This is a genomic window from Micromonospora sp. A202 (assembly GCF_006715105.1).
Taxonomy (GTDB): domain Bacteria; phylum Actinomycetota; class Actinomycetes; order Mycobacteriales; family Micromonosporaceae; genus Micromonospora; species Micromonospora zamorensis.
This window is the reverse complement of the sequence record NZ_VFMP01000001.1, coordinates 3,370,008-3,396,894: the sequence shown is the minus strand read 5'-3', so window position 1 is coordinate 3,396,894 and position 26,887 is coordinate 3,370,008. Positions and strand designations below refer to the sequence as shown.

Genomic DNA, 26,887 nt, shown 5'->3' with positions numbered 1-26,887 from the left:
CGCTGCTCAGCGGATGTCGTGGGTCTGCAACCACAGCTCCAGCAGGCCGAGCTGCCACAGCTTGTTGCTGCCGGCCGCCGCCTCGGCCCGGTCCGGTTCGGCGAGCAGCTGTGCCACGTACTCCGGGCGGAACAGCCCTCGCTCGCGCGCGGCCGGCGCCTGCAACGCCTCGGCGACCAGGTGCCGCACCGGGCCGTCCACGTTGCGCAGCGCCGGCACCGGGAAGTAGCCCTTGCGACGGTCGATCACCTCGGCCGGCAGCACCTCCCGGGCGACCTCCTTGAGCACGCCCTTGCCGTTCTGGGCGACCTTGTGCTCCGGCGGGCAGTGCGCGGCCAGGGTGACCAGGTCCTGGTCGAGGAAGGGCGTACGCACCTCCAGCCCCCACGCCATGCTCATGCTGTCCACCCGTTTGACCGGGTCGTCGGGGAGCATCAGGTGGGTGTCCAGGCGCAGCACGGCGTCCAGTGCGGTCTGCGCCCCGGGCGCGGCGAGGTGTTCGGTGAGCAGCTCCCGGCTGGCGTCGTGCTCCAGCGCGTACGCCGGGCCGACGATGCTCCGCAGCTCGTCGTGGTCGCGGTCGAAGAACGCGGCGGCGAACGTCTCGGCGGCGCTGTGCCGGGGCGCCTCGGTGAGTGGCTGGTGGTAGCCGTAGCCGGCGAACACCTCGTCGGCGCCCTGCCCGGACTGCGCCACCTTCACATGCTGCGCCACCTGCTCGGACAGCAGATGGAAGGCGACCACGTCGTGACTGCCCATCGGCTCGGTCATCGCCAGCACGGCACGCCGTACGGCGGGCACCAGGTCGTCGTCGGCCAGCCGGATCCGCTGGTGGTCGGTGTCGTACGCGCGGGCCACCAGGTCGGAGTAGTGGAACTCGTCGCCGGACTCGCCGTCGCGACTGTCGAAGCCGATGCTGAACGTCCGCAGGTGCTGCTGCCCGGCCTCGGCGAGCAGCGCCACGATGAGGCTGGAGTCCAGTCCACCGGAGAGCAGCACGCCGACCGGCACGTCGGCGACCAGCCGTCGGCGTACCGCCGCGCGCAGCGCGTCCCCGATGGCGGCCTTCCAGTCGGCGGCGTCCATCCCCGCGTCGGCGGGCTCCCGCACGTAGTCGGGCCGCCAGTACACCTCTTCGCGGCTGCGCCCGTCCGCCTCGATCACCCGCAGGGTGGCCGGCGGCAGCTTGCGCACACCGCGCAGCACCGTCCGTGGCGCGGGCACGATGGAGTGCCAGGACAGGTAGTGGTGCAGCGCCACCGGGTCGATGCTGGTGTCGACGTCGCCGGCCCGCAGCAGCGCGGGCAGGGTGGAGGCGAACCGCAGCCGTCCAGGTGTCTCGGCGAGGTAGAGCGGTTTGATGCCGAGCCGGTCGCGGGCCAGGATCAGCCGCCGCCGCGGGCGGTCGACCAGGCCGATCGCGAACATGCCGACCAGGTGGTCGACGAACCGTTCACCCCAGTGCGCGTACGCGACCAGGATCACCTCGGTGTCGCTGGTGGAGTGGAAGGTGTACCCGGCGTTCCGCAGTTCCTCGCGCAGCTCGGGGTAGTTGTAGATGCAGCCGTTGAAGACCAGCGCCAGGCCCAGGTCGTCGCGGACCATCGGCTGTCCGCCCGCGTCGGACAGGTCGATGATGGTCAGCCGGCGGTGCCCGAGGGTCACCCAGCCGTCGGTGAACAGGCCCTCGTCGTCCGGGCCGCGTGAGCGCATCGCCTCGGTCATCCGGGTGACCGCCGCCGCGTCGGGGGAGCGGCCGTCGAATCGGGCCTCCCCGCTGATCCCGCACATCAGGCGGGACGGTGGATCAGGTTTGGCACCAGCGACACAGCGTCCTCCTGTCACCTTGTCCCCGAACGGGGCCGCTGGCTACCCCCGCCCGGTGTGGGTAAACCCGTGGTGTCAGGCGCGCAGGGTGCGCAGGATGCGGGACAGCTCGGCTCGGTCGGCGTCGTCCAGGTGGCCGAAGAAGCGGTCCGCCTCGGCTCGTCGGGCGGCCCGGATGGCGGCGCTGACCCGGTTGCCCTCCTCGGTGAGCGCGACCAGGGTCGCCCGTCGGTCGGCCGGGTCGGGCCGGCGCTCGACGAGCCCACGGGTCTGGAGGTCGTCGACGACCTCGGTCGCCGAGCGGGGCGCGATGTGCAGGTGCTCGGCGAGCGTGCCGGGGCGGACCTCGCCGTGCCGGCCCAGGACACCGAGCGCCCGGGACTGGCTGGGGGTGATGTCCCAGGGTGCCAACGACTCCCGGGTCTGTCGGCGCAGACGGGACGCCACGGCCCAGAACGTCTCGGCCAGGCTCTCGTCGTCCGCGCCGTCGGACGTGTGCTCGATCACCGGAATACCGTAGCAGTCGATGCGGTTGTTCCCTCATGTTGAGGTAACCTCAGCATTGTTCCCCTGACCGGAAGGTAGTGCCCCTTGGAACGCACCCCCATGGGCCGCGACCGCGGCCACCACACCGTCAGCGCCGAAGAGAAGACGCAGGCCCGCCAGGTGTCGCTGCGTCGCATCGGCCGCCTGTTCACCCCCCACCGGCCCGCGCTGGCCGCCGTCACCGCGATCATCGTGCTCTCCTCGATCATCGCGATGGCCAGCCCGTTCCTGCTGCGTGCCGTGATCGACAGCGCCCTACCCCAGGGCGACGTGACCCTGCTGGTCTGGCTGGTCGTCGGCATGGTCGCCGTGGCCGCGGTGACCTCCGCCCTCGGCGTCGTACAGACCTGGATCTCCACCCAGGTCGGCCAGCAGGTCATGCACCGGCTGCGCACCGACGTCTTCAGCCACCTCCAGCGCCAGTCGCTCGGCTTCTTCACCCGCACCCGCACCGGCGAGGTGCAGTCCCGGATCACCAACGACATCGGCGGCATGCAGTCGGTGGTCACGTCCACCGCCACCGCCGTCGCGTCCAACCTCACCACTGTGGTCGCCACAGCGGTCGCCATGGTCGCGCTCTCCTGGCAGCTCTCCCTGGTCTCGCTCGTGGTGCTGCCGCCCGCCATCTGGCTGACCCGCCGCGTCGCCCGGATGCGCCGCGAGATCACCGCCGAACGGCAACGCGAACTCGCCGACCTCAACGTCACCGTCGAGGAGGGGCTCTCGATCAGCGGCGTGCAACTGGCCAAGACCCTCGGCACCGGGCCCGCTCTGGTCGACCGGTTCACCGCCTCGTCGGCCCGCCTGGTCGACCTGGAACTGCGCAGCGAGTTGGCCGGTCGCTGGCGGATGGCCTCGATGAGCATCATCTTCGCCGCCGTACCGGCGGTCATCTACCTTGCCGCGGGCCTGCCCGGCACCGCCGGCACGCTGAGCATCGGCACCCTGGTGGCGTTCACCGCCCTGCAGGGCGGCCTGTTCCGACCGCTGATGGGTCTGCTCAACGTGGGCGTCTCGCTCACCGCGTCGCTGGCGCTGTTCGCCCGGATCTTCGAATACCTGGACCTGCCCGTCGACGTGGCCGACCCCACCGAGCCGGTCCGCCTCGACCCGGCCCGGGTGCGTGGCCACCTGCGCCTGGAGGACGTCACCTTCGGCTACCCGGGCAGCGACACCGCGGCCCTTGCCGGGATCACCCTGGACGTGCCCGCCGGCACCAGCCTCGCCCTGGTCGGTGAGACCGGCTCCGGCAAGAGCACCCTCGCCGGACTGGTCAGCCGGCTGCACGACCCGACCGCCGGCCGGGTCACCATCGACGGCGTCGACCTCCGCGACCTGCGACTGGCCGACCTGGCCGCGATTGTCGGCGTGGTCAGCCAGGAGACGTACCTGCTGCACACCAGCGTCCGGGAGAACCTGCGCTACGCCCGACCGGACGCCACCGACGCCGAGATCGAGGACGCCGCCCGTGCCGCCCAGATCCACGACCTGATCGCCGGGCTGCCCGACGGGTACGACACCACTGTCGGCTCCCGCGGCCACCGCTTCTCCGGCGGTGAGAAGCAGCGGCTCGCCATCGCCCGCACGCTGCTGCGCGACCCGCGCATCCTGGTCCTCGACGAGGCCACCAGCGCGCTGGACACCGAGACCGAGCGGGCCGTGCAACGCGCGTTCGACGTGCTGGCCGAGGGGCGGACGACCATCACCATCGCGCACCGGCTCTCCACGGTGCGCGACGCCGACCAGATCGCGGTGCTCGACCACGGCCGGATCGTCGAGGCCGGCACCCACGACAGTCTGCTGGACCGCAACGGCCGCTACGCCACCCTGGCGGCCTGAGCGCCGCTCACAACCGTCTCGAAACCGTCGCTAAAACTGTCTCATTATTGCCGGTCCAGGTGGCGGTAGACGGTGGCCCGCGAGACACCCAACGTGGCGGCGATGGCGTCCACCGAGTGGGTGCCCGCCGCGTGCATCCGCCGGGCCGCCTCGACCTGCTCCCGACCCAGCGCCGGCGGTCGACCGGGCTGCCGCCGACGGGCAGCCGCCCCGCCGCCCGGCGCCGCGTCCGGCGGGCTCGCGTGGGCCAGAGCCGCGGCCGCCGGATCCGTGGGGCGCACGGCCGCGCCCGCCGGGTCGGCTGCCGGCGGACCTGCGGCGTCCGCTGTCGGTGCGGTCAGCAGTCGGCGTACGCCGTCGAGCATGTCGGCGCGCAGCACCTCGTCGGACACGTCGGTGAAGAAGACGACCGGATCGCTGCACGCGGCGACCGCCTGCACCGCCCGGACCCGCTCCCGACGTCCGGCATCCGGCCCCGCGATGATGTCGTTGGCCCGCATCGCGATCGTGATCAACCGATGGTACGTGTCGCCCCGACCGACCAATGCGATGTCGTGGTAGAGCATGCCGAGCGGTCGACGATGAGCGAGTATGACGTCCACCCAGCCCTCCAGCACCGTCCACCGGGCCCGCTCGGTGGGTTGCGTCTGCGCGGCGTCGAGCAGCCTCTCCAGGTCGGCCAGCAGTGGCTCGACCAGGGCGGCGAGCAGGTGCTCCTTGGCCGGGAAGTGGTACAGGATTGCGGTCTTGGTCAGCCGCAGCCGCTCGCCGATCTGGCGCAGCGAGGTGCGTTGGTAGCCGTGCTCGGCAAACAGGTCGAGCGCGGCGCGCAGGATCCGGGTACGGGTGTCGTCCGCGGGATCGGCGGTCATGCCGGCCAGCCTAGCGACGTCCTGACCGGTGGGCACGATCACCGTTGATTCGACTGACCGTTGGTCAGTACAGTGAGGTCGATCGACGCAGCCAACGGCAGGAGGGGCGATGCCCGTCATATCGATCGGCAACCTGGTCAAGACGTTCGGCGCGATCCGGGCACTCGACGGGCTGGATCTGCGGGTTGAGCAGGGGGAGGTGCACGGCTTCCTCGGGCCCAACGGCTCCGGAAAGTCCACCACCATCCGAATCCTGCTCGGGTTGCTCCACAGCGACTCCGGCGACGCCCAGGTGCTCGGCGCCGACCCGTGGCGCGACGCGGTCCGCCTGCACCGCAGGCTGGCGTACGTGCCCGGCGACGTCAACCTCTGGCCCAACCTCACCGGCGGGGAGGCCATCGACCTGCTCGGTCAGCTGCGCGGAGGCCTCGACCGGCGTCGTCGCGACGAGCTGTTGCACCGCTTCGACCTCGACCCGACCCGCCGCTGCCGCACGTACTCCAAGGGCAACCGGCAGAAGGTCGCCATCGTCGCCGCGTTCGCCTCCAACGTGGAGCTGTACGTGCTCGACGAGCCGACCTCCGGCCTCGACCCGCTGATGGAGGCGGTGTTCCAGGACGAGGTCCGGCGGGTCAAGCAGGCCGGCGCCACAGTGCTGCTCTCCAGCCACGTGCTCGCCGAGGTCGAGGCCCTCTGCGACCGGGTCAGCATCATCCGCGAGGGCCGCACCGTCGAGTCCGGCACCCTCACCGAGCTGCGCCACCTCACCCGCACGGCGGTGACCGTCGAGACCGCCCGGCCGGTCACCGGCCTGGACACGCTGCCCGGCGTGCACGACGTGCACGAGGTCGACGGGCGTACCCACCTGGAGGTCGACCCCGCGCACCTCGACGCGCTGCTCGGCCAGCTCATCCGCTTCGGCGTCCGCGCCCTCACCAGCACCCCACCGACCCTGGAGCAGCTCTTCCTGCGCCACTACGGCGACGACCGCGCCGCCGGCGCCAGCGCTGCCGTCGCCTCGGATGCCGGCGCCCCGCAGGCCGGTGCCCGGTGAGCGCGCTGACCAACACCGCGCTGCTGGCCCGGCTCGTGCTGCGCCGCGACCGGATCCGCCTCGCGATCTGGGTCCTCGGCACACCCCTGCTCGGCTACGCCCTCGCGGCCAGCGTCACCGGCATCTACCCGGACCAGGCGGCCCGCCAGGCATACTCCACCACCTCGGCGTCCAGCCTGGTCGCCCGCGCCTTCAACGGCCCCATCGCCGGCACCGAGCTCGGCGCGGTGGTGGTCGCCGAGACGTACGTGACGCTGGCCCTGATCGTCGCCCTGCTGAGCACCTTCGCGGTGACCCGGCATACCCGCCAGAACGAGGAGACCGGCCGGGCGGAGCTGCTCGGCGCCTCAGTGGTCGGCCGGTACGCGCCGCTGACCGCCGCGCTGCTCGTCATCGTCGCCGCCAACGTGCTGGCCGCCGGGCTGCTCGCGCTCGCCCTCATCGGCGCCGGCCTACCGCTGGCCGGCTCCCTCGCCGCAGCCGCCGCGATCGGCGGTGTCGGGGTCGCCTTCACGGCGATCGCCGCCGTCACCGCCCAGCTCTCCGTCACCTCCCGGGGCGCCAACGCGCTCGCCGCCGCCACCGTCGGGCTCTCCTTCGTGCTGCGCGCCGCCGGCGACGTGCTCGGCGAGCAGAGCGCCGACGGCACCCGGGTGCAGAGCGCCTGGCCCTCATGGATCTCCCCGCTCGGGTGGGGCAACCAGGTGCGGGCCTTCGAGGGCGAACGCTGGTGGGTCCTCGCCCTACCCGTCGCGCTGCTGCTCGCCGGTGTGGCACTCGCGTACGCCCTCGCGGAGCGCCGCGACCTGGGCGCCGGGCTGATCGCGCCCCGACGCGGACCGGCGAGCGGCGCGCCACGGCTGCTCAGCCCCGCCGGGCTGGCCTGGCGGATGCAACGCGGCACGCTCCTCGGCTGGGCGGTCGGGGTGGCCGTACTCGGCTTCTCCATGGGCATCGCCGGCGACGAGTTCAACGCCATGATCGACCAGAATCCGGCCGCCGCCGAGGCGATCAACGCGATGGGCGGCGGAGCCAACCTCCTCGACGCGTACCTGGCCGCGATGCTCGGCCTCTTCGCGCTGACCATCGGCGCGTACGTGGTACAGGCCCTGCTCCGGGTACGCGGCGACGAAACCGACGGCGTCCTGGAAGCCGCCCTCGCCACGGCGGTCAGCCGTACCCGCTGGCTCGGTACCCAGGTCCTCGCCGCGGCGCTCGGCGCGGTCGCGTTGCTGCTGCTCGCCGGCGTGACCACCGGCCTCGGCTACGGCCTCGTCACCGACGACCCGCTCGGCAAGGCTGTCGAGCTGGGCGGCGCCGCGCTGCTGCGACTGCCCGCCCTGCTCGTGGTCGCCGGGGTGGTGACCACCCTGTTCGGGCTGCTGCCCCGCTGGTCCGTGGTGCTCTCCTGGACAGCCCTGCTGATCTTCCTGCTCCTCGGGCAACTCGGCGCGGTGCTCGAGCTGCCCCAGGCCGCGCTCAACGTCTCGCCGTACACCCATGTGCCGTCCGTGCCCGCGGTCGACCCGGTGGCGCTGCCGCTGGTGGTGCTGACGGCGGTGGCCGCGGCCCTGCTCGCCGTCGGCGTGGCCGGCTTCCGCCGCCGCGACGTGCCGTCGTGACGTGCTCGGTTGGCGTCCTTGTGATCGTTGGCAGCTGAGCAGTTCGACACGCCGCGCACCAGACTGCTGAACTGCCACCGATCTTGGCCAGCACAGATCGGGCGCGTCCGGGCGCTGTCCACAGGTTGCCTGCTGTCCACAGAGGGGTGGGTGGCGTGGTTGCCTCGGGTTGGGGTGAAGCTGGACGGTCCGTGGTGTGAACTCGGTGCTTCGGGATCTGGTGGAGCTTGGCGGCGGGCTGGTGACGCTCGGAGCTGCCCGACAGGTGGTGTCCTCGTGGACGTTGGAGTCGGCTTGCCGTAACGGCGAGTTGGTGCGGGTGCTGCCCGAGGTGTTCGTGGCGGCACATCTTGTCGGTGGCCGGCCCGGCGCCCCTGCCCTCAGTCGGCTCGATCCGGTTCTGGGTCATCGCGCGGCCCTCGCCTGGGCGGGCGGCCGCGGCGCGCTCAGTCACGTCAGTGCGCTCGGCGCGTGGGGGCTGCGTCCGCCGGCTGTGGGCGACCTCGTACACCTGAGCACACCGACGTCCGCCAATCTGCGCACCCGACCCGGGGTGGTCGTGCATCGACGGCGCGGCCTCCTCATCGCACCGCCGTACGTGGTGGTGAGACAGGGCCTGACGGTCACCCGGCTGGAACACGCGCTCGTCGACTCGTGGCCGGCACTGCCACCCGCCGAGCGGCGGGCACCCGTGATCCGGGCGGTCAACGAATGGCTGACGACCCCCGAGCGACTGGGAGTGGCCCTGGAGATCGTGCCCAAGCTGACAGACCGGGCGGCGTTCCGGACACTCCTGACGAGGCTCGCCGACGGCTGCCGGAGCCCGCTGGAGATCTGGGGACACGAACACGTGTTCACCGGCCCGGGGATGCCGGCGTTCCGCCGACAGATGCCGGTCCGAGTTGGGCCGCGCACGGTGTACCTCGACATGTTCGCCGAGCGGGAGCGGGTCAACATCGAACTCGACGGGGCCACCACCCACGGCGACCCACGCCAGCGTGAGATCGACCTGCGCCGCGATGCTCTGTTGGCAGGCATCGGGATCCTGGTGGTCCGCTTCGCCCACCGACGGCTGGTGCACGAGGCCGATCAGGTACGCCAGGAAACCCTGGCCATCCTGGCAACCCGTCGGGCAGGAGCGACGTTCCGAGCTGATGAGATGCTGGCTCAGTGAGTGGACTTCCCGAGCAGGACGTGGCGCAGGTGCGGGCGTGGTGCGATCAGCGGGTGCCGAAGGGTGTACGAGACCAGGTGCGGGTGGAGTGTGAGGAAGCTGCCCGGCACCTCACGATCGTCGAACGACGGCCGCCGTGGGGGGCAAATGCCGGCCCGGAGTGGAAGGGCCTGCCGATCGCACGGCTCCGGTACACGAAAAAGACCGGCACGTGGGACTTGTGTTATCCAGGCCGTGACTTCCGCTTCCACCGTTACGATGCTGCCCCGCAGTCCGCCACCGTCAACATCCTGCTCGACGAGATAGGCCGTGACCCAACCGGCATCTTCTGGGGCTGACTTGCCCGGCCAGGCGAGGACTTTCTCGGGGAACGTCGGGTAGGGGTGGTCGGGGTTGCTCGGTGCTGGCAACCTCGGCGGCGTGAGCACGCTTCTGACGCAGCTTCCGGCGCTCCTCGGCGTACTGGTCGGCACACTGGGTACGATCCTCGCCACCTCGCTGGCCGACCGCGCCCGGTGGCGGCGCAGCCAGAGCGTCCGCTGGGACGAGCGGCGGCTCGACGCGTACGTCGACTACGCGCACGCCCTCAAGGAGAGTCACGCGGTGGCGCTACGGATGACCGCCGACCTGCGGCCCGGATCGCACAGCCACCCGATCGACCGGGAGGACGGACTGGCCCGGCTGGCCACGTCCGACGCGCGGCGCACCATCGTCTGGGAGAACCTGCTGCTGCTCGGCGATGAGACCACGGTCGCAGCCGCCGCTGTGTGGCGGGACGCGGTCTGGCAGGTCGAACGGCTCGCACGCGGGATCATCGAGCCGCCGCAGGACGTCTCGAGGCTGCTCACGTCTGTCAACGAGTCCCGCGACGGCTACTACTGGGCGGCCCGGCGCAGCCTCGGCGTCCGGGGTGGCTCGGTGGAGCAGTCGCCGGCCCTGCAGCAACGCTTCTCCACCGATGACGGCTGACAAAACGTGGAAGCGAATCTCCCCGCACGGACTCCGGAAGGCGTGATTCTGGACCGCGCGGCGCCGCTGCTGAAGACCACCCGGCAGGCGCACGACACGTACGGTGCCGCCGGGCTCGCGAAACTCGTCGACCTGCTGATCCGCGGTACGCGGAACGCATGCGTCCCTGGGCGTCGAGTCACCCGACCTGTCCGAACAATGACCCGCTGCATCTTGCAATGTGGCGGCATCCCGACAGCGAGTGTCACCAGGCTCGTGGTTCGCGCATATCCCATCGCTATCGATGGGCGCTAGCCGAAGCGCGGGTGCGCCCGAGGATGGATTGCGGGGCGGCGAAACACGAGGCGGTGCAGGCATACTTCACCTTGCTTTGGTGCTTCGAGCGCATTTACGTCGGACACCAGACGATGGGGCCGGGACACCCGCAGCGCTTCCTGGCGGAGGCCGTGAGGTGGCACGTCCTAGAGTGGGACCGCGAAATCGGTGCCGCCAAGCGGCAGCTTGAGGACCGACCCGGCGAGATCGACGACCTGCACTCCCGAGATGGGCTCGCCAAGTTGGGCGAGGCGCTGCGGTAGTCGGGACAGGTCCACGGGGAGGGCGAGCAGCGTGATGGATGCGGACGCGGCCGAGAACTGGGTGCGATCCTGGTCCGCCTCGGTGAGCGAACGTGCCGCCCAGGCGCAGGAGATGTCGAGACTCGTGGCGGCATTGTCTGCCTCCGCAACCACCGCTGACGGCGCGGTCAGGGTCACCGTCGCCGCCACCGGGGTGGTCACCGAGCTGCGGTTGAGTGATCGGGTGCAGGGCTGGGCCGCTGCGCGGATCGCTGAGCAGATCATGAACACGATGCGGCTGGCGCAGGCCCGGCTCGCCGAGGCGGTGGCTGACGTGGCGGCCCGGACGGTTGGCGAGGGCTCGGAGACGGGCCGTGCTGTGGTGGCCAGCTACGCCGAGCGGTTCCCCGAGCCGCCTGAGAGTTCAGAAGATGATCGCTCGCGGCGGCGACAGGATGGCTGGTGACCGACGGCTTCGAAGTCGACGCCCAGTCGCTGCGAGTCCACGCCTCGGCCGTCGACGACACCTCCCTCGCGATCGACGAGTGCCGTCGAGCAGCGTCCTCGATCGCGCTGGGCCGCGATGCGTACGGTCGTTTGTGCCAACTGATACCGAGCCTGCTTAACCCAACGCAAGAGGCCGCTATCGACAGCTTCGGCGAGACGGTACGGGCGCTGCAGGAGGCGGCCGACGAATTGCGTACGGTTTCCGACCGGTACGAGCGGGGTGACGAACGCGCAGCCGCCCGGTTCGATGGAGCCACGTGGTGAACCAGCCGTCCCCGTTGATCGCCGCCCGCCAGGACAGCACGACCGCGTTCAGCGGCGTCTTCATCGCGGAGGACATCGACGCCCTGATGGCGGGTTACACGTCCGGTGGCTGGATCGATGTCGCGATCGGCGGTGTGGCGACCTCCATGGATGCCCTCGCTTTCGTCACGGATCCGCTCGGGCAACTGGTCGCGTGGGGAGTGGGCTGGCTGATCGAGCACGTCAAGCCCTTGTCCGACGCGCTGGACGAGCTGGCCGGCGACCCAGATCAGATCGCCGCGTACGCGCAGACCTGGCGCAATGTCGCCAAGGCCGCGGGCGAGGCGGGCACCAACTTCAGCGCGATGGTCGGCAGCCAGACAGCGGGCTGGAGCGGTGCCGCCGCCTACGCGTACCGCAGGAACAGTGACCGTCAAGTCGCCGCTATGACCGCGCTCACCAGGGCCGCGGATGCCATGGCGGAGATCACCACCGGCGCCGGGTTGCTCGTCGCCATGGTCCGTGGGCTGGTTCGTGACCTCATCGCGGAGTTCGTATCAGTGCTGGCGGTGCGGCTCTGGGAGTGGCTGGCCGAGGCGGGACTGACACTGGGCCTGGCAACCCCTTGGGTGATCACGCAGGTGACCGCTCTGGCCGGTAAGTGGGTAGCCCGGATCACCCGTCTGCTACACGGATTGATCGAGAGTCTGCGCCGGCTGGCACCCATCCTGCGCCGCCTCGAGCAGCTCATCGCGGATCTGAAGGCCCTTGTCCGCGGCACCACGCCCGGGGGAGCTGCGCCGCCAAGCGCGCTCGATCGCGGCACCCATCTCTATCACGCCGACGCCGATCCGCTTCGTAAGTGGGGCCCGGCGCGACAGACCCACCCCGAGGAGTGGGAGGCGGCGATCCAGGAGGCCCGGAACCTGGATGTCGAGATCACCTTCCGCCCGGGTGCGCTCGCCTACGGTCCTGCCCCAGGTCCGGGCCGCCCCGGCCAACTCGTCCTCGATCCGGACGCGTCGTACGGGGCGCTGTTGCACGAGATGCAGCACCTGCGCGACGACCAGGCTGCCGGCTGGGCGGGCATGAGAGGCTGGTTCGAAGACCCGGTCGTGCGGTATGAGAACGAAGTACGGGCGTACCAGAGGGAGATTGACTATGCCAACTCGATTGGTGACCACGAGTCCGTCGAACGCCTGAACCAGGCGATCCGCGAAGAGTATTCGAGAATCTTCGGAGTTGATCCGTGACCGCACCACCCCCGCCGAACCTTCCGGTCCCACCGGTGCGGCAAATGACCAACGCGGACTTGGCGGACCTGGCCGCGAGCGGGGGTCCGTACCGGGGCAAAGCGGTGTTCGAGCTGGTCGACCGGGCGCGCTCCGACGACGAGGCCGCCAGTCGGCTTGAACAGTTGAGCCGGCTGACGACCCTGCGTGAAGACCGCGCATTCCACCTTGTCTCCCTCGCCTGGGCCGCGATCATCGGCTTGTTGGCGGCGGAGACTGTGCATGCGCGGGCGAGCGCCTACGCCGCGTTCGAGGCACTGGGCCCCAGCGAACAGATGGACTTCCTCGCGTACGTTCAAGCGGAACGCATCGAGGACGCGCATCCCCGAATCTGACCGACGGAGCTCTGAACGTAGGGGCAGGCATGGGCTCACGAGCCTTTGTCCGGGCCCATGGGCCGCGACCTCGCGCGGTTGTTGGAGAAGGCGCTTCATCGGGACGGCAAGACCTGCGTGCTCTCTGCAGTACAGGCGTTCTTGCTGCCCAGGTAGTCCGGCTGGTGCTGAAAGTGTCTGCTCATCCTGGCGGGACTTTGAAGAGCTAGGGCGGGCCGAGCCGCCAGATCGTCGAGCGCCCGTGTACGGCCGATTTCCCGACAGCATCCGCAGTCCCAATGGGCGTACCGTCCCGGGTCAAGAATGGGGAGGAGTCGGATGAGTTTCCTGCAGCAGGCAGAGCAGTCGCCGGACGCCGAGCGGATGTTCGATGCGGACACGAAGGCGATGGGCTACCTGCCCAACTACACCAGGTTGTTCGCCCACAGCCCGGCGGCGTACCTGGCATGGCAGCAGCTCAACGGTGCGGTGAAGGCCGGGATGGAGTTGCGCCGCTATGAGTTGGCGACCCTCGCCGCGGCCCGGGCTTTGAAATCCTCCTACTGCGGCCTGGCTCATGGAAAGGTCCTACGCGACAAGTTCTTCGACGCGCCTACCGTCGCCGCCATCGCGTCAGACCACGGTGACGCCGGTCTCTCCGCGCAGGAGGTCGCAGTCGTCAACTTCGCCGGGAAGGCCGCGGCCGACGCGAACTCCATCACCGAGGCCGACGTCGCGGGCCTGCGCGCTCATGGTCTCGATGACACGGACATCTTTCGCGTGATCCTCGCCGTTGGCGCCAGATGCTTCTTCAGCACCGTCCTCAGCGCTGGCGGGGCTGAGCCCGACCCGCAGTACAACGAGAGCCTGGATGTGGATCTGCGGCAGGCGCTGAGCTTTGGCGGTTAGACCAGCGAAAACGCACCAACCAGACTCCGTCTCCCCGACGCATGATCACTTGATGCTCTGTAGCTGTTTGTAGCCCTGAATCGCTACTCACCATCAAATGATCTTGAAGGGCGGCTCTGGGGCGGGATTGGGGACGCGGTCGCTTCCTGCGGGTGTTCGGCGTGGCGGCGTAGGAGTTCGGTGATCCAGCGGGCGGCTTCCCGCTGAGTGGTGAGCATGTGGTCGCGGGCGTCGGCGACGTCCTGGTCGTCGGCGTGGCTGTTCAGGAGCGTCGCCCACTGGCGGCTCAGCTCCTCGGCGTACCGGGCTTTGCGCACCTGCTCGTCGAACTGGTACTCCAGTTCGAGCAGTCGGTCGACGTGTGGTTGGAGCGCCGGCATGATCCGCTCGTCGAGCCGGACGGCGGCGTCGGGGCGGCAGGTGATGACGATGTCACCCCGCTGGTAGGACCACTCCGGCTCGTCGGCGAGCGCCTGCCGCAACGCCACCTCCAGGTCACCCGCGCGATGCGGCGGGAGATTCCGGGCGGCGTCGGCGGCGAGCCGGGTCAGCCGTTGGATCGCGTTGGGCTGGAAGTACTGCACGTACCAGCTCAGCACCTCGGAGCGCAGGCTCGTCGACGATGACCAGGCAAAGGTGGCGCGGATGTGGAACGAGTACACGTATCCGCGTGCCGGGACCGCGATCAGCCGGGGCGCGTCGCGTTGCTCCACGAGGGGGCCGGAGGGCGACGGGGCCGCGCCGGGGCCGACGGGCGCCTCGTCCTGGAGGGCCGCGACCAGTCGATCCCAGTGCCGCGCCCACCACCGCCAACCGCGGACGCTCGCGTCGCGGGCGATGGTCAGCCCCCGAACGCCCCGGTGTCGCCACTGGTCCGCGGGCCTCGGCCTCCCATCGGGGGCGTCCGTCATGGCACCCCTCCACGGTCGCGGATCCGCGTTTCACGCTAACAACCGATGACCGAAATGCCCGTAGCCACGCCGTCAGGGCCCACGAGGGCGGAGGGTCGTGCGGGGTTCACCGAGCATTGTGGCGCAGTTGGGGTGACCGGGCTGTCGCCATCGACCGACAACGGTGAGACTGGGCTCGATCCGACAGTGACGCGGATCGATCGACTGGATGGTCTGGAGGCAGCCTGTGTCCACCCTCGTGTCCCCGTTGGCCACGCTCGGCGCGATCCGCCGGCGTACCACCACTCTCGCCCTGCTCCTCGCCATGGTCGCCGCCGCGCTGGTCGGCCCGTCCGTGGTGGCCCCGCGGTTGACCGACTCCGCCTCGGCGGCGGTCTACAGCTCCTGCAATGTCAGCCGCTGTGCGGACGCCCGTACCGCCCGCTCGGGTTGGTCCGCCAAGGGCTTCCCGACCAGCCGCGGCTGGTATTCCTGGAGCGGCGGCAAATCCAACTTCGCCGGCGGCCGGTTCTACAACTACGAGGGTCAACTACCCACCAACGCGACCTACTACGAGTACGACGTCTACCCGCGCACCCAGGGCGCCGCCCGGGACGCGTACCGGATCGTGGTGAACCGCAGCACCGGGGTCACCTGGTTCTCACCCAACCACTACACCGACTTCTACCGGCTCTGACCGACCGGGGGCCGGCCGGCTGCGTCCGGCCGGCCCCGGCATTGTCGCCCAGGCCAGACCAGGAGAAACCTGATGTACGACGAGGACGACGGTCGGCTGCCCGACTGGTTGACGGTCTGTCGCGGCGCCGTCCCGGAGCTGCCCGGCGCGGTGGTGCTGTCCGGTGGAGCAGCTCGAACCCGGCCCGCGCTCTTCGCCGCGTTGGCCGGTGCGCTGGCCCTGCCGGCGCACCTGGGGAGCACCTGGGACGCCCTCGCCGACGTGCTCCGGGACCGGCTGGCCGCCGGCCCGCTCACGCTGTTGGTCACTGACGTTGGCGAGTTGCTCGTTGACGAGCCGGCCGGTCAGTACGCCCTGCTGCTCGCCGTGTTCGGCGATCTCGCCACCAGCGCCCCACATCCTCTCCGTGTGGTCCTGCACGGAGCTTCGCCCGCCGATCGCTAACCGGCTCGCGCGGAGGGTGTCTCACGGTGGGTGAGGGCAGTCGGAGGCGCATGTGCGGATGAGCGTGATGACTGTGAGGCATCAATATGACTGTGAGGTATCACGCTCATGGGTGAGGCCGCCTCCAGCCGCGCCGCGCCCTGCCGCCGTTGAGGACGGACGGCAAGGGCTGCGGAGAGCTGTGCGGGTGCTCAGTTTCCGACAGTCGCGGCGGCGGCGGGCAACGGTGACGGTGGCGGTGACGGTCCGGTGACGGGCCCTTCGCGATCCTCGTGCCGAGCCGGGCACTGTGCACCGGCGCGGGCAGCGGGGAGGCCGTGCGGTGGACTTCGTCGACGGGGTGCTGGTGCGGTTGGCCGATCCGGGCAGCCGCGCCGCGCTCTTCGATGACGCGTCCCTGGCGCACCTGGTCGAGGCCGCGTACGACACCGAGGCGATGCCGGTCGCGCCACCGTACGCGGCGGTCTTCGACGAGCTGACCCTCGGCTTCGCCGCCGCTCCCGTCACTGTGGCCGAGGGGGAGTGGCTGGGCTCCGCTGGCACCACCCGCACCGAGCTGCGGGTGCGCCTGCACGGGCTCGGCGGTGCGGCGCTGCGGATCGACGCGTTGTGGCGGGGCAGCCTGGTGGTGCGGACCAGCGCCGCCCGGGACCGGGTTGAGGACCTCGACGTGGCGGTGCCCGCCTTCGACGTGGATCCGCAGATCGTCGCCGACCTGGGCGCGTTGCCGGCCGACCCGGCGCAACTGGAGACCGAGCGCCGGAGCCGGCTGGTGGCCCGCCTGCGGGCCGGGTTGCACCAGCCGGCCGCGTTCACCGACGCGCACCTGGACCGGTTGCTCGCGGGTGTCGGCGCGGCGAACGCCGGCGACCTGGTGACGCGGATGCGCGGGCAGGCCGCGGGGGCCACGGTGAAGCTGCGCTACGCGGCGCCGCCAGCCGCCCCACCGACCCCGCGTCCGCTGCCGTTCGCCGCCGCCGTGCTGATCCGCGACCAGGGCTTCTCCCTGGCCGACCTGCTCGTCGAGACCCGCCTCGTGCGGACCCGCGCCGAGGAGTTGGGCCTGGACGTGCCTGCACCGGACGACGTCCGGCGACGACATCGGGTGGTCGCCGTCTGGGTGGTCCCCGTCGAGACGTTCGACGACGACGGCTGGCCCGGCGGCGACACCGGCACCGACGCACAGAAGCGGGCCGCCCGGTTCGCCCGGGCCGGCCAGTGGCTCGCCCGCAGCGGCATCGGCCTCGCCGCCGTGACGACCTGAGACCCCAGACCGCAACAGCAACTTCGTCCGGGAGGACCCGTGGCACCGACAGCAGCATTCCCGTTCATCGAGGTCCGGATCGTGCCGCCACCGGCACCGCTGGCCCAGCGCTCACCGGGCGTCATTGCCGTGGTGGGTAAGGCGCCGGCCACGGCCGACGGCGGCTCGGCGCCGGCGAACACGCCGGTCCGGATCGAGACTCTCGACGACGCGGTCACCAACTTCGCCCGCCGGCAGGCCGGCAACGTGGTGCGCAACGCCCTCTACAACTCCCTGGAGCTGGCGTTCCTGCAGGACCCGCGTCCGGCCAAGGTGTACGGGGTCAAGGTCGCCGGCGACGACTACGCCGCCGCGCTCGGCGGTCTGGAGGCCGCCGACGACGTGACCATGGTGTCGCTGGCCAACGAGTCGGGCGTCGGCAACCCCGCCGGTGCGGGCGCCCCCACCGGGCTGCACGCGCTCAAGGCGCACGTGGAGACGATGTCCGCGGCCGGCCAGCGGCGGCTCGGGTTCGCCATGGTCAACCCGGCCACCGAGAAGGGCCCCACCTACGTCGCGGACATCACGACAGCCGCGAACCCGCTCAAGAGCAGCACCAGCCGGATGGTGATGATCGCCGCCCGGGGCGCGGACGGTGACGCGGCCACCGCCGCGATGGCCGCCGTGGCCGGACTGCCGGTGCACCACAGCATCGTGCTGAAGAAGATCCGCGGGGTCGCCATCCCGGTGGCCAAGCAGTACAGCCCGGCTGAGATCAAGGGCCTGTCCGAGGCCAACCTCACGCCGATCATCGACCCGACGCTGATCACCGGGGAGAGTCTGCACTTCGCCGACGGGCGCCTGTTCACCTCCGACGCGAGCCTGCTGCACGTCGACCTGGTGCGCACCCTCGATGCGATCGAGTTCATGCTGCGCGCCGGCCTGATCGGGCTGGTCGGCGACGCGCGGATCACCAAGCCGGGCATGACGCTGCTGAAGACCCAGGTCGACGGCATCCTCGGCCCACTCAAGCGGCAGTCGGTGATCGACGACTACCGCATCGAGATCCCGGTGCTGGACATCCTCACCATCCCCGAGGTCGCGCGTACCGCCACCGACACCTCGATCGTCACCGCCGCCCGGGCCGACCGCACAGTCGACCTGGTCGTCACCGTCACGTACGGCCCGGCCGTGAGCCGCCTGCTGGTCACGCTCGTGGCCAAGTTCTGACCCGGAGGAACCAGACCATGGAGTGGAAGACCCGCCTCGCGGTGCAGTACACCAAGGGCACCGAGACGGTGCTGATCAGCCCCATCGACTCGTTCAGCCCATCCTTCTCGCTCAACGTCGAGGCCCTGCACTCGTGCGAGGTCACCCACCTGGGTGTCATCCACGCGCCGGTGTCGATGAACTTCACGATGACCGTCAAGGCGATCGGGGACGTCGCCGGCCGGCTCACCAAGCTGGCCCTCGACGGCGACCTGTTCGACATCGCGCTGCTGGAGCACACCGGCGACGACTGGGCGTTCTCGTCCTTCGTCCTGCGCGACTGCATGATCACCAGCGCCACGCCGACCACCGCCACCATCTCCGGCGCCCCGGCCGCGACCTTCAGCGGCTTCAGCCTGGCCGCCACCGTCGACCCGAAGACCGGCGACCAGTCCGTGCTGCCCTGACCGGGCAGGACGTGACAGCCCGCCAACGATCAACCGGAGGTAGCAGATGACGACCGGTGCTGGCCGTGCCGCCCGGGTCACCCGTACCGGGCTGGCCCTGGTGCACGCGGGTGAGTTGGTGCTGCCGGCGGCCGGCAGCGAGGCGGAGGCCGCGCAGGTGGCCGAGGACGACCGCGCTGTCATCGCGTACCACTTCCCGGTGGAGATCGAGGTGGTCGTGGCCGGCGGCGCGGTCGACACCGACGCGCTCGCCGACCTCGCGCTGGCCCGCCTCGCCGACCACCTGGACGGGCAGGTCTGACGGTGGCCATCTCGGTGCACGTCCCGGTGCGGATCCGGCTGGACGTCCGGTCGGTGACCGAGCGGCCGGCGGCGGTGACCGACGCGCTCGGTGCGGCCCTGGCCCGCGCGCTGGAACGCTCCCGCCGCGAGGTGGTCGCGCCCCGCGGCGGCTACCTGGAGGTACGCCCCAACCCGCCGGAGTTCCGCTGGACCGGCGCGGGCGGCGAGCGGGTGTCCCCGGACGATCGGCGGGCCTTCGAGGCCCGGCTGCGCCGGCGCATCGACGAGGTGATCACGGCGGCGCGGTTGGACCCGGGGCTTCCGGCCGGGGTGGCCGCGCCGCTGAGCCGACCGGCGGCCGAGGTGTTCGACAGGCAGCGGATGCGTCACCTGCTGGCCGTCTACCGGGTGCCGTCCTACGACGACGGTGGGGACGCCGCCGAGGTGCCGGTGGACGGCGACGAGCCGCCCTCGGTGACCTACCAGTGGCTGCTGCGGCCGGTCACGTACCTGGCCAGCCACTTCGCCGAGCTGGGCCGTGAGGCGGTACGTCAGCACGGCGGCCTGCCGTCGGGCACGCCGCAGGGTGTGATCGCCCGGGTGGTCGGCTCGGACGGTCGCCCGGTCTGGGTCGTCATGGTGAACACCACCCCGTGGTCGGTCCTCACGTTCGAGCGGTTCGGCGAGACGGTGTTCCGGGCCGCTCCGCAGCCGCACTTCGAGGTGGAGGAGCGGGTGCCCAGCCCGCAGCCCGGCACGGTGCAGCGGCGGCTGGTCGCCGACCGGAGCGCCCTGGTCGCGATGGTGGACGAGGAGCTCAGTGCCGACATCCGGCAGCGGTTGCGGACCGCCCAGCCGCGCGGCGAGACCACCAGTGTGGACGAGTACCAGGCGCAGATCGAGCGGGCCGTCGACGCCGAGGTGACCCGGCGGGTCGACGCGATCCTCGCCTCGGTGGGCGGCGCGGTGCCGACCTGCCTCGTGGTGATCAGCATCGGTGGGGTCTCGCTGCTGCTGGTGGGCACCGAGGAGACCGACAAGACGCTGCACTGGACCGGCACCGCCAACCTCCTGCCGATCAGTGTCGAGCAGCGACCGGCGGCGCCACCGGACCCGAACGCACCCCCCGGTGGCGGCATCGGCGACGGCACCGGTTCGGGGACGGGTACCGGGAGCGGCTCCGGCGTGGGCGGCGCAACGGGCGCGGGCAGTGGCACCGGCGCGGGAACCGGCAGTGGCCCGGGCGATCCCACCGGCACCGGCACCGGGCCGGGCGGCGGTGGCACTGGTGGGGACGGCAGCGGCGGGGCCCGCCGGGGCGGGTTCGTCTTCGACCCGAGCAGCCCCAGCGCCCCGCCCGGCGGCGAGGGTCGACGGTTCCCGGCCGTCACCGGCGAACACTCCGAGATGCGGGCCTGCGCCCCGTTCAACGGCGAACCGGAGCTGGCCGCGCTCGGCCCGGACGGCGACGAGCTGCGCCGGCTGATGGACGACATCGCGTTCCGGCTCCAGATGGGCGAGGCCTGCCGCTACCCGGCGAACTTCTGCCTCCAGGCCGCCGCCATGCTGCGCGGCCGGGCCGCGGCGATCAGCCTGCTGGTCGGCGCCTCGGAACGCGAGGCGTTCACCCGACCTGTGCCGCAGGGTTCCGGAGGGCTCGGCCCGCTGGACTTCCGGCCGGTCGCCTCGCCCGCCGTGCAGTTCCTGCGCCACCTGGCCGGGGTCGTGCCCCGCCTGGATCACCTCGCCCAACTGGTGATGCGCCGCTACAGCCAGCCCGAGCACTTCGCCCGCATCCAGGGCGGCTGGATCGACACGTCCGCGTCCTGGAATCTGCACTTCGTCCAGGCGCTCAGCGGCGCGGTCAAGGACGCCGTCGGGCAGCTCTTCGTCGTCGGCAGCCAGGCGATGCTCGTGCAACTGCTGCTCAGCTCGCGCACCGGCATCGAGGCGCGGATCACCCACTTCGACAGGTACGCGCCGATCTTCGAGCGGTTGATCGTGTCCCAGCTCACCGACTACGCCGAACTCCAGGGCCTGCGCGAGCGGCTGCGTCGCCACGAGGCCGCCCGGTGGACGGCCGAACACACCGACGCCGGCGGCGGCACCCTCGCCACGGTCAGCATGGCCAACCCGTCCACCGCCTGGTACGGGGCCGCCCGCGCCATCTCCAGCGCGTTCCTCGCCACCGAGGCCGCGCTGAGCAGCCCCGGCGCGGCCGGCGAGATCGTCGAACGTGACGGCACCACCCGGATCCGCGACTCGCACGCGGTGCTCTGGACCCTCGCCGAGATCGAGCAGGCCCTGGTCATCCAACGCGGCGAGGCCGAGGGCATCGACCCGCTGGTCAAGCAGATCACCGACCTGCCCGACGTGCTGGCCCGCTTCGCCGGCAACCGGTCGGCGATCCGCGACGAGCTGTGGCGGGTGCTGCAGGACATGCGGCGCAACAACACCGAGATGCTCGGCCGTGCCCGCACGGACGCCCGCTTCGCGTTCCGGTCCAGCCGGATCAGCGAGCACATCCCGTCGGCCACCATCCCCGGAGGACAGTTCGCGCTGCAGGGCATCCACCTGGTCACCCACCAGCAGATCGGCGAGTTCTTCGGCGGCGACCTCTACTACGCCACCGGCGTCGACAGCCTGTTCCACACCGAGCTGGGCCGGGAGGCGCTGAGCGCGTTCGGCGTCATGGTGGGGATCATCGCGCTGTCGCTGCTCTGCCCGCCGCTGGGCTTCGTGGTCGGGGTGGCCGTCGCCGCCGTCGACGTGGCACACGCACACCAGCGCGAGCGCCTCTACGGATCGATGCTCGACCCGGAGCTGGTCCTCACCCGCACCGAGGTTGAGGTCGAGCTGTTCGCCGCGTACCTCGGACTCGCGCTGTCGCTGATCCCGGAGGCCGGCACCATCGGCGGCGCGGCCGTGCGCGGAGGCCGGGTCGCCCTGCGTTTCGGTGTCCGCGCCGGGCTGCGCACCGCCCGAGGGTACGTGGTACGCCGGGTCACCCGGCAGATCGTCGAAGCCGCGTCCCGTGACCTGCTCCAGGGGTTCCTCACCGAGATCCTGCTCAACGAGGTGCTGGAACGGGTGGTGCAGAAGCTGATGGAGCCGGTGCTCGCGTACGTGGAGCGCGAGGCGATGCTCAGCGGCGCTGTCGGTGGTCCGGAGGGCGCCCGGTTCATCCTCATGGTGCTGGACTCACAGCCCGGTGGCGCCGCCGCGGGTCCGCGCGTCCCGGTGGTGCGGCCGTGACCGGGCCACGCCGGTTCCGTGCCGGCCGGTTCCTCGACGCCGCCGCCGTGCACGCCGCCGCCGACGCCAACCCACGACTGCAACGCTTCATGCGAACCATCGCCGCGCACAGCGAGGCCGGCGACGTGCGTTCCCGGCGGCTGCTGGAGCACCTCATCCGCCGCGTCGTCGACGACGTCGGCGACCTGCACCTGAACAACGCGCTCAACCGGCTGGAACGCATCGCCGTGCTGCGCGACAACATCGCCGCGATCCTCGACCACGTGCTGGAGGGCGGCACCCTGCCCGAGGGGGTGCGGCTGGAGACGCTCGGCGAGCGCTTCGACCAGCTCAACACCGAGATGCGCGAACTCAGCCGCCCGCGCGAGGGCATCGTCGGGGACGCGCCGCTTCGGCTGGCCGACGACGCAGCCCAGTACGCCGACTCGCTGCTGCGCGAATTCGAGGTCGCCGGCGGTACCAGTGCGGCCGGCTGGCACGTCGAGCCCGCCGCAGTGGTCCAGGAAGCGTTCCGGGCCATGCCGGCGGACCAGCAGGCCGCGTTGCGCCGCGCCGCCGAGCTGGAACCGGAGGCGCTGTGGCGGGCGGTGGCCGCCGAAACCGAGAGCGGCAGCCGGGCCGCCGTCACGGACCTGGAGACCCGGCTCGGTGGCCGGTTCACCCCCGACGACGTCGCCCGGTTGCGGACCGCAGTGGGTGAACTCGGCAAGGCCCGCTCCAAGGGCCTGCACATGAACGACGCCCGGCTCACCGAGGCTCTGGCCCGCACCGCCGACCCGGAGCTGCGCGCGGTGGTGGCCAGCGGCGACATCTGGCTCACCCAGCAGTTGGCCGTGCACAACCCCGAGGCCCTGGCGACCCTGTGGCGACGCTTCCGCGACCGGGGCGGCCGCGCCGACGACGGCCCCGGCTTCCGCGCCTACCTGCGCCACGACATGGTCACCTACGGCCGCGGCGTGCTCGGCGAGTACGGCGCCGCGTTCTCGCTGAGCAGCATCGAGCTGTTCCTCAAGGGCCCCGACGCCAACGTCAAGGTCGCCGGCACCGACCTGGTCGGCATCGGCCACGACGGTTGGGTGTGGCTGATCGACGACAAGTCGCACCGGGCCAGGAGTGTCAGCGGAGTCAGCGCGCTCACCGACAACCTCGTCACCAACCTGCGCCGCGACGCCTCCGACTTCCGCGACGCCATCGCCCGGCTGCAACGCGACGACCCCGGTTTCACCCCCGACCCGCGGATCCTCGACGCGATCTCCCGGATGGAGGACGCCGCAGCCGAGATCGACCGGATCAACCGGCGCGGCTCCGCGTCCACCCGGCCCGCGCGGATCAGCCGGGCACTGGAGGACCGCCGGCTGCGGCTGCGCGTCACCAGCGCCGCCGGCGAGGTCCGCGAGATCACCCAGGCGCTGCGCGCACTGGGCCTGGCCGTCGAACCCACCGGTACGCCGGTGTCGCTGCCACCCATCGGAGGGCGCTGAGCATGGCCATCACCAGCAGCTTCATGCGGTACGGCACGGTGCCGTCGGCGATCATCAGCGACGGGGTGCTGCCGATCCCGCTCTGGGCCGTCACCGCCATCTCCCTCGCGCAGACCTACCACCTGCCGCCGATCGGCTCCACCGCGCACAAGGCCATCGTGGCCACCCACGACGACACCATCACCCTGACCGGGGTCCTCGTCGGCGCGGAACGCTACGCCTGGAAGTTCGCCCTGGAAACGATGGCCGAGGCGAGCAAACGCGGCACCGCCCTCGCCGCGTACTCCGGGGGAAAGTTCGGCGGGCTGATCCTGGTCACCTCGATGACCATCCGCACCGACATGCAGGTGCAGTCGCTGACCTTCAACGCGTCCGCCGCCCGCCGCGACGTCCTGGACACCACCATCACCCTCGTCCACGTGCCCCGTCCCAGCCTGCTCGGCAAGCTGCTCGACGTGGCCAGCATCGGAGTCGGCGCGCTCGCCGACGGGTTGGGCAACTGATGCCACCGTTCCCGATCGACCGCTATCTGCTGCCGGAGACACCTGTCGAGGTGCCCGACGGGTTCACCGAGGTGCGGCAGAGCCTCACCGCCGGCCTCCCGCACCGCGTCGAGCTGGGCGCCGGTGTCCACGCGGTGCTGATCCTGCCCACCGGCCTGGCCCGGCAGTGGCTGAACACCGACCCCCTCGCGGTGGTCAGCAGCTCCGCCGACGACCTGGCGCCCCGACCCGCGCCCCCGGCCGTGCCCCCGCCACCGGCGCTGGTCGGGCGGGTGCCGCTGCGACTGGTGGTCCGTCAGGGCACCCGGATCCTCGGCTCGGTGCCGCTCGCCGCCGGTCTGCGCCGGGTCTGCCCCGACGCCGGCCCGGCGGTCGCCGCCACCGCGCAGCCCGCTCGCGCCGCCACCCCGATCGTCGTCGAGGTGGTGGTGCTCGGCTGGCTGCTGCACGCCGGGACGGTACGCGGCTCCGGCGACTACGGCTCGTCCATCGCCCTGGCCTGGCGGCGCGCCGACCGCGCGGCGGACCAGTTCGGGCCGCCACCGATCAACGAGTTCGTCTGGCGTCGCCGCCCACCCGCCCAGCGCGTCGAATCCGAGCTGGGCCCCGGCCGGCTGCGCTACCGCTACCTGCTCGACAAGAAGCTGCGGAGGGTGCTGCGATGACGCTCACGCCGTTCCAGACCGGTCAGGTCCGCCAGGGCGCGGTTGGCAACGACGCCGGTTGGACCCTGACCTTCCACCGGGAGACCCCGACCGGGCTGAGCCAGGACGCGGCGCTCACGCTGTCCAGCGCCGACTACTACGCGGCCATCGACGCCGCGCTGCCCGACGGGCTGGGCCCCGGCGCGTACACGATCACCGTGCAGGGGCTGATCGACGAGCACTTCGCCCTCTTGCGCACCGCCGAGGGCCAACCACCGCTGGTGGCGAAACTGCACCTGTACTGGCGCGACGCCAACACCTCGGTCGGCGCCTTCTTCACCAACCTGGTCGGCGTCAACGCCGGGCCCACCCCGGCCGAGCTGACCCAGGCGCTGGTCGCCGTGCTGCGGGTGACGAAGGTGCGCCGGCTCACCGGCGAGCGGACGTACGACACCGAGCTGACCCTCGTCGAGCAGGCGTACGCCCGGCTCGGTCAGCGGGTCGCCGAGCGGTTCGAGGCGGCGACCTTCAGCGCCGCGATCCGCGCCGTCGCCGAGCGGACCAGAGTGGACATCGCCACCTGGGGCGCGAACCCGGACGGCACGATGACCAGGGGCGCCACCGAGGCGGCCGGCGACGAGCGGGTCGCCTTCGGCGCCGGGCTGCTCCACCGTGCCGCGCTGGAGCGGATCGGTGGCGCGTTGCAGCAGTCGCTCAACGCGTACGGGCGGGGGATGCTGCTGATCCGGGACGGCACCGTGCACGTCGGCAAGCGGCCGATCCCCTACCCGGAGGGGGAGCCCAAGCCGCTGACCCTCGCCACCGGCCTGCTCGCCTGCACCGAGAACGGCAGCCAGGACACCGACCCGTACGCGGCCACCGAGGCCGGCGGCACCGCCGCTCCGCGCCGTCGGGCGTGGACACTGACCCTCAAGGGCCGCCCCGACCTGAAGCCCGGCGACCTGGTGCGCTTCGACCCGCCGGCGGTGGACGAGGCCACCACGCTGGGCAGCGTCGGAGCGGCACTGCTCGGCTCGTTCGCGGCCCCGTTCGCCCCGTCGACCGGGGAGTTGGGCGCTGGGGCGAAGCTGCTCTACCTCAGCGCGGCCCGGCACACCCTGTCGCGTACCGCCGGTTTCGTCACCGTGGTGCAGGGCGTCGAGGTCACCTCGGGCGCCCAGGCCTGGGACAGCTGGAGTGACGCCTCCGGCGTGGGCGCGGCCGAGCCGGCCGGTCCGGCGTCCTCGCCCGGGGTGGCCGCCGCCGAGGCGGTGCGCCGGGCCGCCCGCGCCGCCCGGGGCGAGACGCGTGGCCTGGAGATCGGCGAGGTACGCGCGGCGGCCACCAACGCCACCGGCGCGGTCGAACCGCCGGCGCAGACCGAGACGGTGTGGGAGGGGCTGGCCCGCCCGGACGGCCGCCCGAACGGCGCCCGCCGCCTGCCGGTCCGCCGGGAGCAGCCCGCGCCGCTGCCCGGGGTGACCTACCTGACCCCGTTCGCCTGGGGTGGCTGCGGGCTCATCCTGCCCCGCTACCCGGGCACCCGGGTGGCGCTGGCCTACCGCAACGGCGCGCCGGACGACCCGGTGGAGATCGGTGCGCTCTGGCCCACCGGGCACGCCCCGGTCTCCCAGCCGGGGGACTGGTGGCTGTCCCTGCCTGTCGGGGTGGCCACCAACAGTCGCTCGTCGGTCGGCGACACGGTGGTGCCGGCCGACCACGACGGCAAGGTGGCGCACGACCTCACCGACGGCGACGGCAACCGGGTCATCGAGCTGGGTGAGCTGACCGTGCGGGTGGGCCGGGCCCAACTGCGGGGGCGCGGCCAGCGCCCGGCCCGCGCCGACGAGGCCGACAGCATCACCATCGAGCACGCCGCCGGCGGGTCGTCGATCGTGATGAAGCAGGACGGCTCGATCACCATCACCGCCACCCAGATCGACCTGGACGCGGGCAACGGCGCGGTGAACATCAGCGGCGGCACCGTCAACATCGCCGCCGACGACGTCGACGTCCAGGTCAGCAACGCGATGAACGTCCACTGAGG

At 71.7% G+C, this 26,887-nt stretch carries 27 protein-coding genes; 22 read left to right on the top strand and 5 right to left on the bottom strand.

The features are described from left to right. Positions 1-6 precede the first annotated feature (6 nt). Together FBZ33_RS15880 and FBZ33_RS15875 are read right to left on the bottom strand one after the other, a co-directional pair. Complete coding sequence (locus FBZ33_RS15880; RefSeq protein ID WP_141909652.1) at positions 7-1,791, bottom strand: N-acetylglutaminylglutamine amidotransferase; 1,785 nt, start codon at positions 1,789-1,791, stop codon at positions 7-9. A 111-nt stretch (positions 1,792-1,902) separates the two neighbouring features. Continuing rightward, the gene (locus FBZ33_RS15875; RefSeq protein WP_088948460.1) at positions 1,903-2,334 is read right to left on the bottom strand and encodes a MarR family winged helix-turn-helix transcriptional regulator; all 432 of its coding nucleotides are present in this window, start codon (positions 2,332-2,334) and stop codon (positions 1,903-1,905) included. A gap of 99 nt (positions 2,335-2,433) precedes the next feature. On the opposite strand from FBZ33_RS15875, the gene FBZ33_RS15870 reads away from it, so the two are divergent. Then, positions 2,434-4,212, top strand: coding sequence for an ABC transporter ATP-binding protein (locus FBZ33_RS15870; RefSeq protein ID WP_185755497.1), 1,779 nt, complete (start codon positions 2,434-2,436; stop codon positions 4,210-4,212). Between the two features lie 44 nt (positions 4,213-4,256). Here FBZ33_RS15870 and FBZ33_RS15865 read toward each other — a convergent pair whose 3' ends face one another. Beyond that, the gene (locus tag FBZ33_RS15865) at positions 4,257-5,084 is read right to left on the bottom strand and encodes a TetR family transcriptional regulator (RefSeq protein ID WP_141909650.1); all 828 of its coding nucleotides are present in this window, start codon (positions 5,082-5,084) and stop codon (positions 4,257-4,259) included. Between the two features lie 109 nt (positions 5,085-5,193). Between FBZ33_RS15865 and FBZ33_RS15860 the strand changes: the two genes are divergently transcribed. The 5 genes from FBZ33_RS15860 (at position 5,194) to FBZ33_RS15840 (ending at position 9,903) form a co-directional block, all read left to right on the top strand. Further along, complete coding sequence (locus FBZ33_RS15860; RefSeq protein WP_141909649.1) at positions 5,194-6,138, top strand: ABC transporter ATP-binding protein; 945 nt, start codon at positions 5,194-5,196, stop codon at positions 6,136-6,138. Further along, positions 6,135-7,760, top strand: a complete 1,626-nt coding sequence (locus FBZ33_RS15855; RefSeq protein WP_141909648.1) for an ABC transporter permease — start codon at positions 6,135-6,137, stop codon at positions 7,758-7,760. The genes FBZ33_RS15860 and FBZ33_RS15855 overlap by 4 nt, the downstream gene beginning before the upstream one ends. Before the next feature lie 196 nt (positions 7,761-7,956). After that, positions 7,957-8,934, top strand: a complete 978-nt coding sequence (locus tag FBZ33_RS15850) for an endonuclease domain-containing protein (RefSeq protein ID WP_141909647.1) — start codon at positions 7,957-7,959, stop codon at positions 8,932-8,934. A gap of 20 nt (positions 8,935-8,954) precedes the next feature. Then, positions 8,955-9,272, top strand: a complete 318-nt coding sequence (locus tag FBZ33_RS15845) for a DUF3024 domain-containing protein (protein WP_221629469.1) — start codon at positions 8,955-8,957, stop codon at positions 9,270-9,272. Between the two features lie 82 nt (positions 9,273-9,354). Further along, positions 9,355-9,903, top strand: a complete 549-nt coding sequence (locus FBZ33_RS15840) for a hypothetical protein (RefSeq protein ID WP_141909646.1) — start codon at positions 9,355-9,357, stop codon at positions 9,901-9,903. A gap of 461 nt (positions 9,904-10,364) precedes the next feature. On the opposite strand, the gene FBZ33_RS15835 is transcribed toward FBZ33_RS15840, so the two are convergent. Next, on the bottom strand, positions 10,365-10,682 hold the full coding sequence (locus tag FBZ33_RS15835; RefSeq protein WP_141909645.1) for a hypothetical protein: 318 nt from the start codon (positions 10,680-10,682) through the stop codon (positions 10,365-10,367). On the opposite strand from FBZ33_RS15835, the gene FBZ33_RS15830 reads away from it, so the two are divergent. From FBZ33_RS15830 to FBZ33_RS15810, 5 genes are all read left to right on the top strand, one after another. Further along, a complete protein-coding gene (locus FBZ33_RS15830; protein ID WP_370453089.1) occupies positions 10,594-10,926 on the top strand; it encodes a hypothetical protein in 333 nt (110 codons plus the stop codon). The two genes, FBZ33_RS15835 and FBZ33_RS15830, sit on opposite strands and share 89 nt — an antisense overlap. After that, entirely contained in the window at positions 10,923-11,231 is a 309-nt protein-coding gene (locus FBZ33_RS15825; RefSeq protein WP_185755315.1) for a type VII secretion target, read from the top strand. The genes FBZ33_RS15830 and FBZ33_RS15825 overlap by 4 nt, the downstream gene beginning before the upstream one ends. After that, positions 11,228-12,463: a WXG100 family type VII secretion target gene (locus tag FBZ33_RS15820; protein ID WP_141909642.1), complete on the top strand. Its 1,236-nt coding sequence runs from the start codon at positions 11,228-11,230 to the stop codon at positions 12,461-12,463. Before FBZ33_RS15825 ends, FBZ33_RS15820 begins: the two co-directional genes overlap by 4 nt. A 44-nt stretch (positions 12,464-12,507) precedes the next feature. Next, positions 12,508-12,837 carry a hypothetical protein gene (locus FBZ33_RS15815; protein ID WP_141909641.1) on the top strand — a complete coding sequence of 110 codons (330 nt, stop codon included), beginning with the start codon at positions 12,508-12,510 and terminating at the stop codon, positions 12,835-12,837. Positions 12,838-13,155: 318 nt separating this feature from the next. Further along, positions 13,156-13,725: a peroxidase gene (locus FBZ33_RS15810; RefSeq protein WP_141909640.1), complete on the top strand. Its 570-nt coding sequence runs from the start codon at positions 13,156-13,158 to the stop codon at positions 13,723-13,725. A gap of 83 nt (positions 13,726-13,808) precedes the next feature. Here FBZ33_RS15810 and FBZ33_RS15805 read toward each other — a convergent pair whose 3' ends face one another. Further along, positions 13,809-14,636, bottom strand: coding sequence for a hypothetical protein (locus FBZ33_RS15805; RefSeq protein ID WP_141909639.1), 828 nt, complete (start codon positions 14,634-14,636; stop codon positions 13,809-13,811). Between the two features lie 226 nt (positions 14,637-14,862). On the opposite strand from FBZ33_RS15805, the gene FBZ33_RS15800 reads away from it, so the two are divergent. From FBZ33_RS15800 to FBZ33_RS15750, 11 genes are all read left to right on the top strand, one after another. After that, on the top strand, positions 14,863-15,312 hold the full coding sequence (locus FBZ33_RS15800) for a ribonuclease domain-containing protein (protein ID WP_255508889.1): 450 nt from the start codon (positions 14,863-14,865) through the stop codon (positions 15,310-15,312). Positions 15,313-15,384: 72 nt separating this feature from the next. Further along, the gene (locus FBZ33_RS15795; RefSeq protein WP_141909638.1) at positions 15,385-15,756 is read left to right on the top strand and encodes a barstar family protein; all 372 of its coding nucleotides are present in this window, start codon (positions 15,385-15,387) and stop codon (positions 15,754-15,756) included. A 322-nt stretch (positions 15,757-16,078) separates the two neighbouring features. Further along, positions 16,079-17,020: a hypothetical protein gene (locus FBZ33_RS15790; RefSeq protein ID WP_141909637.1), complete on the top strand. Its 942-nt coding sequence runs from the start codon at positions 16,079-16,081 to the stop codon at positions 17,018-17,020. Between the two features lie 39 nt (positions 17,021-17,059). Beyond that, positions 17,060-18,229: a hypothetical protein gene (locus FBZ33_RS15785; RefSeq protein ID WP_088948445.1), complete on the top strand. Its 1,170-nt coding sequence runs from the start codon at positions 17,060-17,062 to the stop codon at positions 18,227-18,229. Positions 18,230-18,246: 17 nt separating this feature from the next. After that, positions 18,247-18,675, top strand: coding sequence for a hypothetical protein (locus tag FBZ33_RS15780; RefSeq protein ID WP_099854053.1), 429 nt, complete (start codon positions 18,247-18,249; stop codon positions 18,673-18,675). Positions 18,676-18,721: 46 nt separating this feature from the next. After that, a complete protein-coding gene (locus FBZ33_RS15775; protein WP_141909636.1) occupies positions 18,722-18,976 on the top strand; it encodes a hypothetical protein in 255 nt (84 codons plus the stop codon). Between the two features lie 2 nt (positions 18,977-18,978). Then, positions 18,979-22,212, top strand: a complete 3,234-nt coding sequence (locus FBZ33_RS15770) for a hypothetical protein (protein WP_141909635.1) — start codon at positions 18,979-18,981, stop codon at positions 22,210-22,212. Further along, entirely contained in the window at positions 22,209-23,693 is a 1,485-nt protein-coding gene (locus FBZ33_RS15765; protein WP_141909634.1) for a hypothetical protein, read from the top strand. Before FBZ33_RS15770 ends, FBZ33_RS15765 begins: the two co-directional genes overlap by 4 nt. Before the next feature lie 2 nt (positions 23,694-23,695). Continuing rightward, complete coding sequence (locus FBZ33_RS15760; RefSeq protein WP_053659787.1) at positions 23,696-24,196, top strand: hypothetical protein; 501 nt, start codon at positions 23,696-23,698, stop codon at positions 24,194-24,196. Beyond that, positions 24,196-24,861, top strand: a complete 666-nt coding sequence (locus FBZ33_RS15755; protein WP_141909633.1) for a hypothetical protein — start codon at positions 24,196-24,198, stop codon at positions 24,859-24,861. The genes FBZ33_RS15760 and FBZ33_RS15755 overlap by 1 nt, the downstream gene beginning before the upstream one ends. After that, positions 24,858-26,885 (top strand): hypothetical protein, encoded by a 2,028-nt coding sequence (locus FBZ33_RS15750; protein ID WP_141909632.1) that lies wholly within the window; start codon positions 24,858-24,860, stop codon positions 26,883-26,885. Before FBZ33_RS15755 ends, FBZ33_RS15750 begins: the two co-directional genes overlap by 4 nt. The last annotated feature ends 2 nt before the right edge of the window (positions 26,886-26,887 follow it).

Coding starts and splice junctions, on each gene's coding strand:
- FBZ33_RS15760 (WP_053659787.1), top strand. CDS start 23,696: ATGGCCATCACCAGCAGCTTCATGCGGTACGGCACGGTGCCGTCGGCG.
- FBZ33_RS15860 (WP_141909649.1), top strand. CDS start 5,194: ATGCCCGTCATATCGATCGGCAACCTGGTCAAGACGTTCGGCGCGATC.
- FBZ33_RS15805 (WP_141909639.1), bottom strand. CDS start 14,636: ATGACGGACGCCCCCGATGGGAGGCCGAGGCCCGCGGACCAGTGGCGA.
- FBZ33_RS15830 (WP_370453089.1), top strand. CDS start 10,594: ATGTCGAGACTCGTGGCGGCATTGTCTGCCTCCGCAACCACCGCTGAC.
- FBZ33_RS15775 (WP_141909636.1), top strand. CDS start 18,722: ATGACGACCGGTGCTGGCCGTGCCGCCCGGGTCACCCGTACCGGGCTG.
- FBZ33_RS15815 (WP_141909641.1), top strand. CDS start 12,508: ATGACCAACGCGGACTTGGCGGACCTGGCCGCGAGCGGGGGTCCGTAC.
- FBZ33_RS15750 (WP_141909632.1), top strand. CDS start 24,858: ATGACGCTCACGCCGTTCCAGACCGGTCAGGTCCGCCAGGGCGCGGTT.
- FBZ33_RS15870 (WP_185755497.1), top strand. CDS start 2,434: ATGGGCCGCGACCGCGGCCACCACACCGTCAGCGCCGAAGAGAAGACG.
- FBZ33_RS15810 (WP_141909640.1), top strand. CDS start 13,156: ATGAGTTTCCTGCAGCAGGCAGAGCAGTCGCCGGACGCCGAGCGGATG.
- FBZ33_RS15755 (WP_141909633.1), top strand. CDS start 24,196: ATGCCACCGTTCCCGATCGACCGCTATCTGCTGCCGGAGACACCTGTC.
- FBZ33_RS15795 (WP_141909638.1), top strand. CDS start 15,385: ATGTACGACGAGGACGACGGTCGGCTGCCCGACTGGTTGACGGTCTGT.
- FBZ33_RS15780 (WP_099854053.1), top strand. CDS start 18,247: ATGGAGTGGAAGACCCGCCTCGCGGTGCAGTACACCAAGGGCACCGAG.
- FBZ33_RS15880 (WP_141909652.1), bottom strand. CDS start 1,791: ATGTGCGGGATCAGCGGGGAGGCCCGATTCGACGGCCGCTCCCCCGAC.
- FBZ33_RS15865 (WP_141909650.1), bottom strand. CDS start 5,084: ATGACCGCCGATCCCGCGGACGACACCCGTACCCGGATCCTGCGCGCC.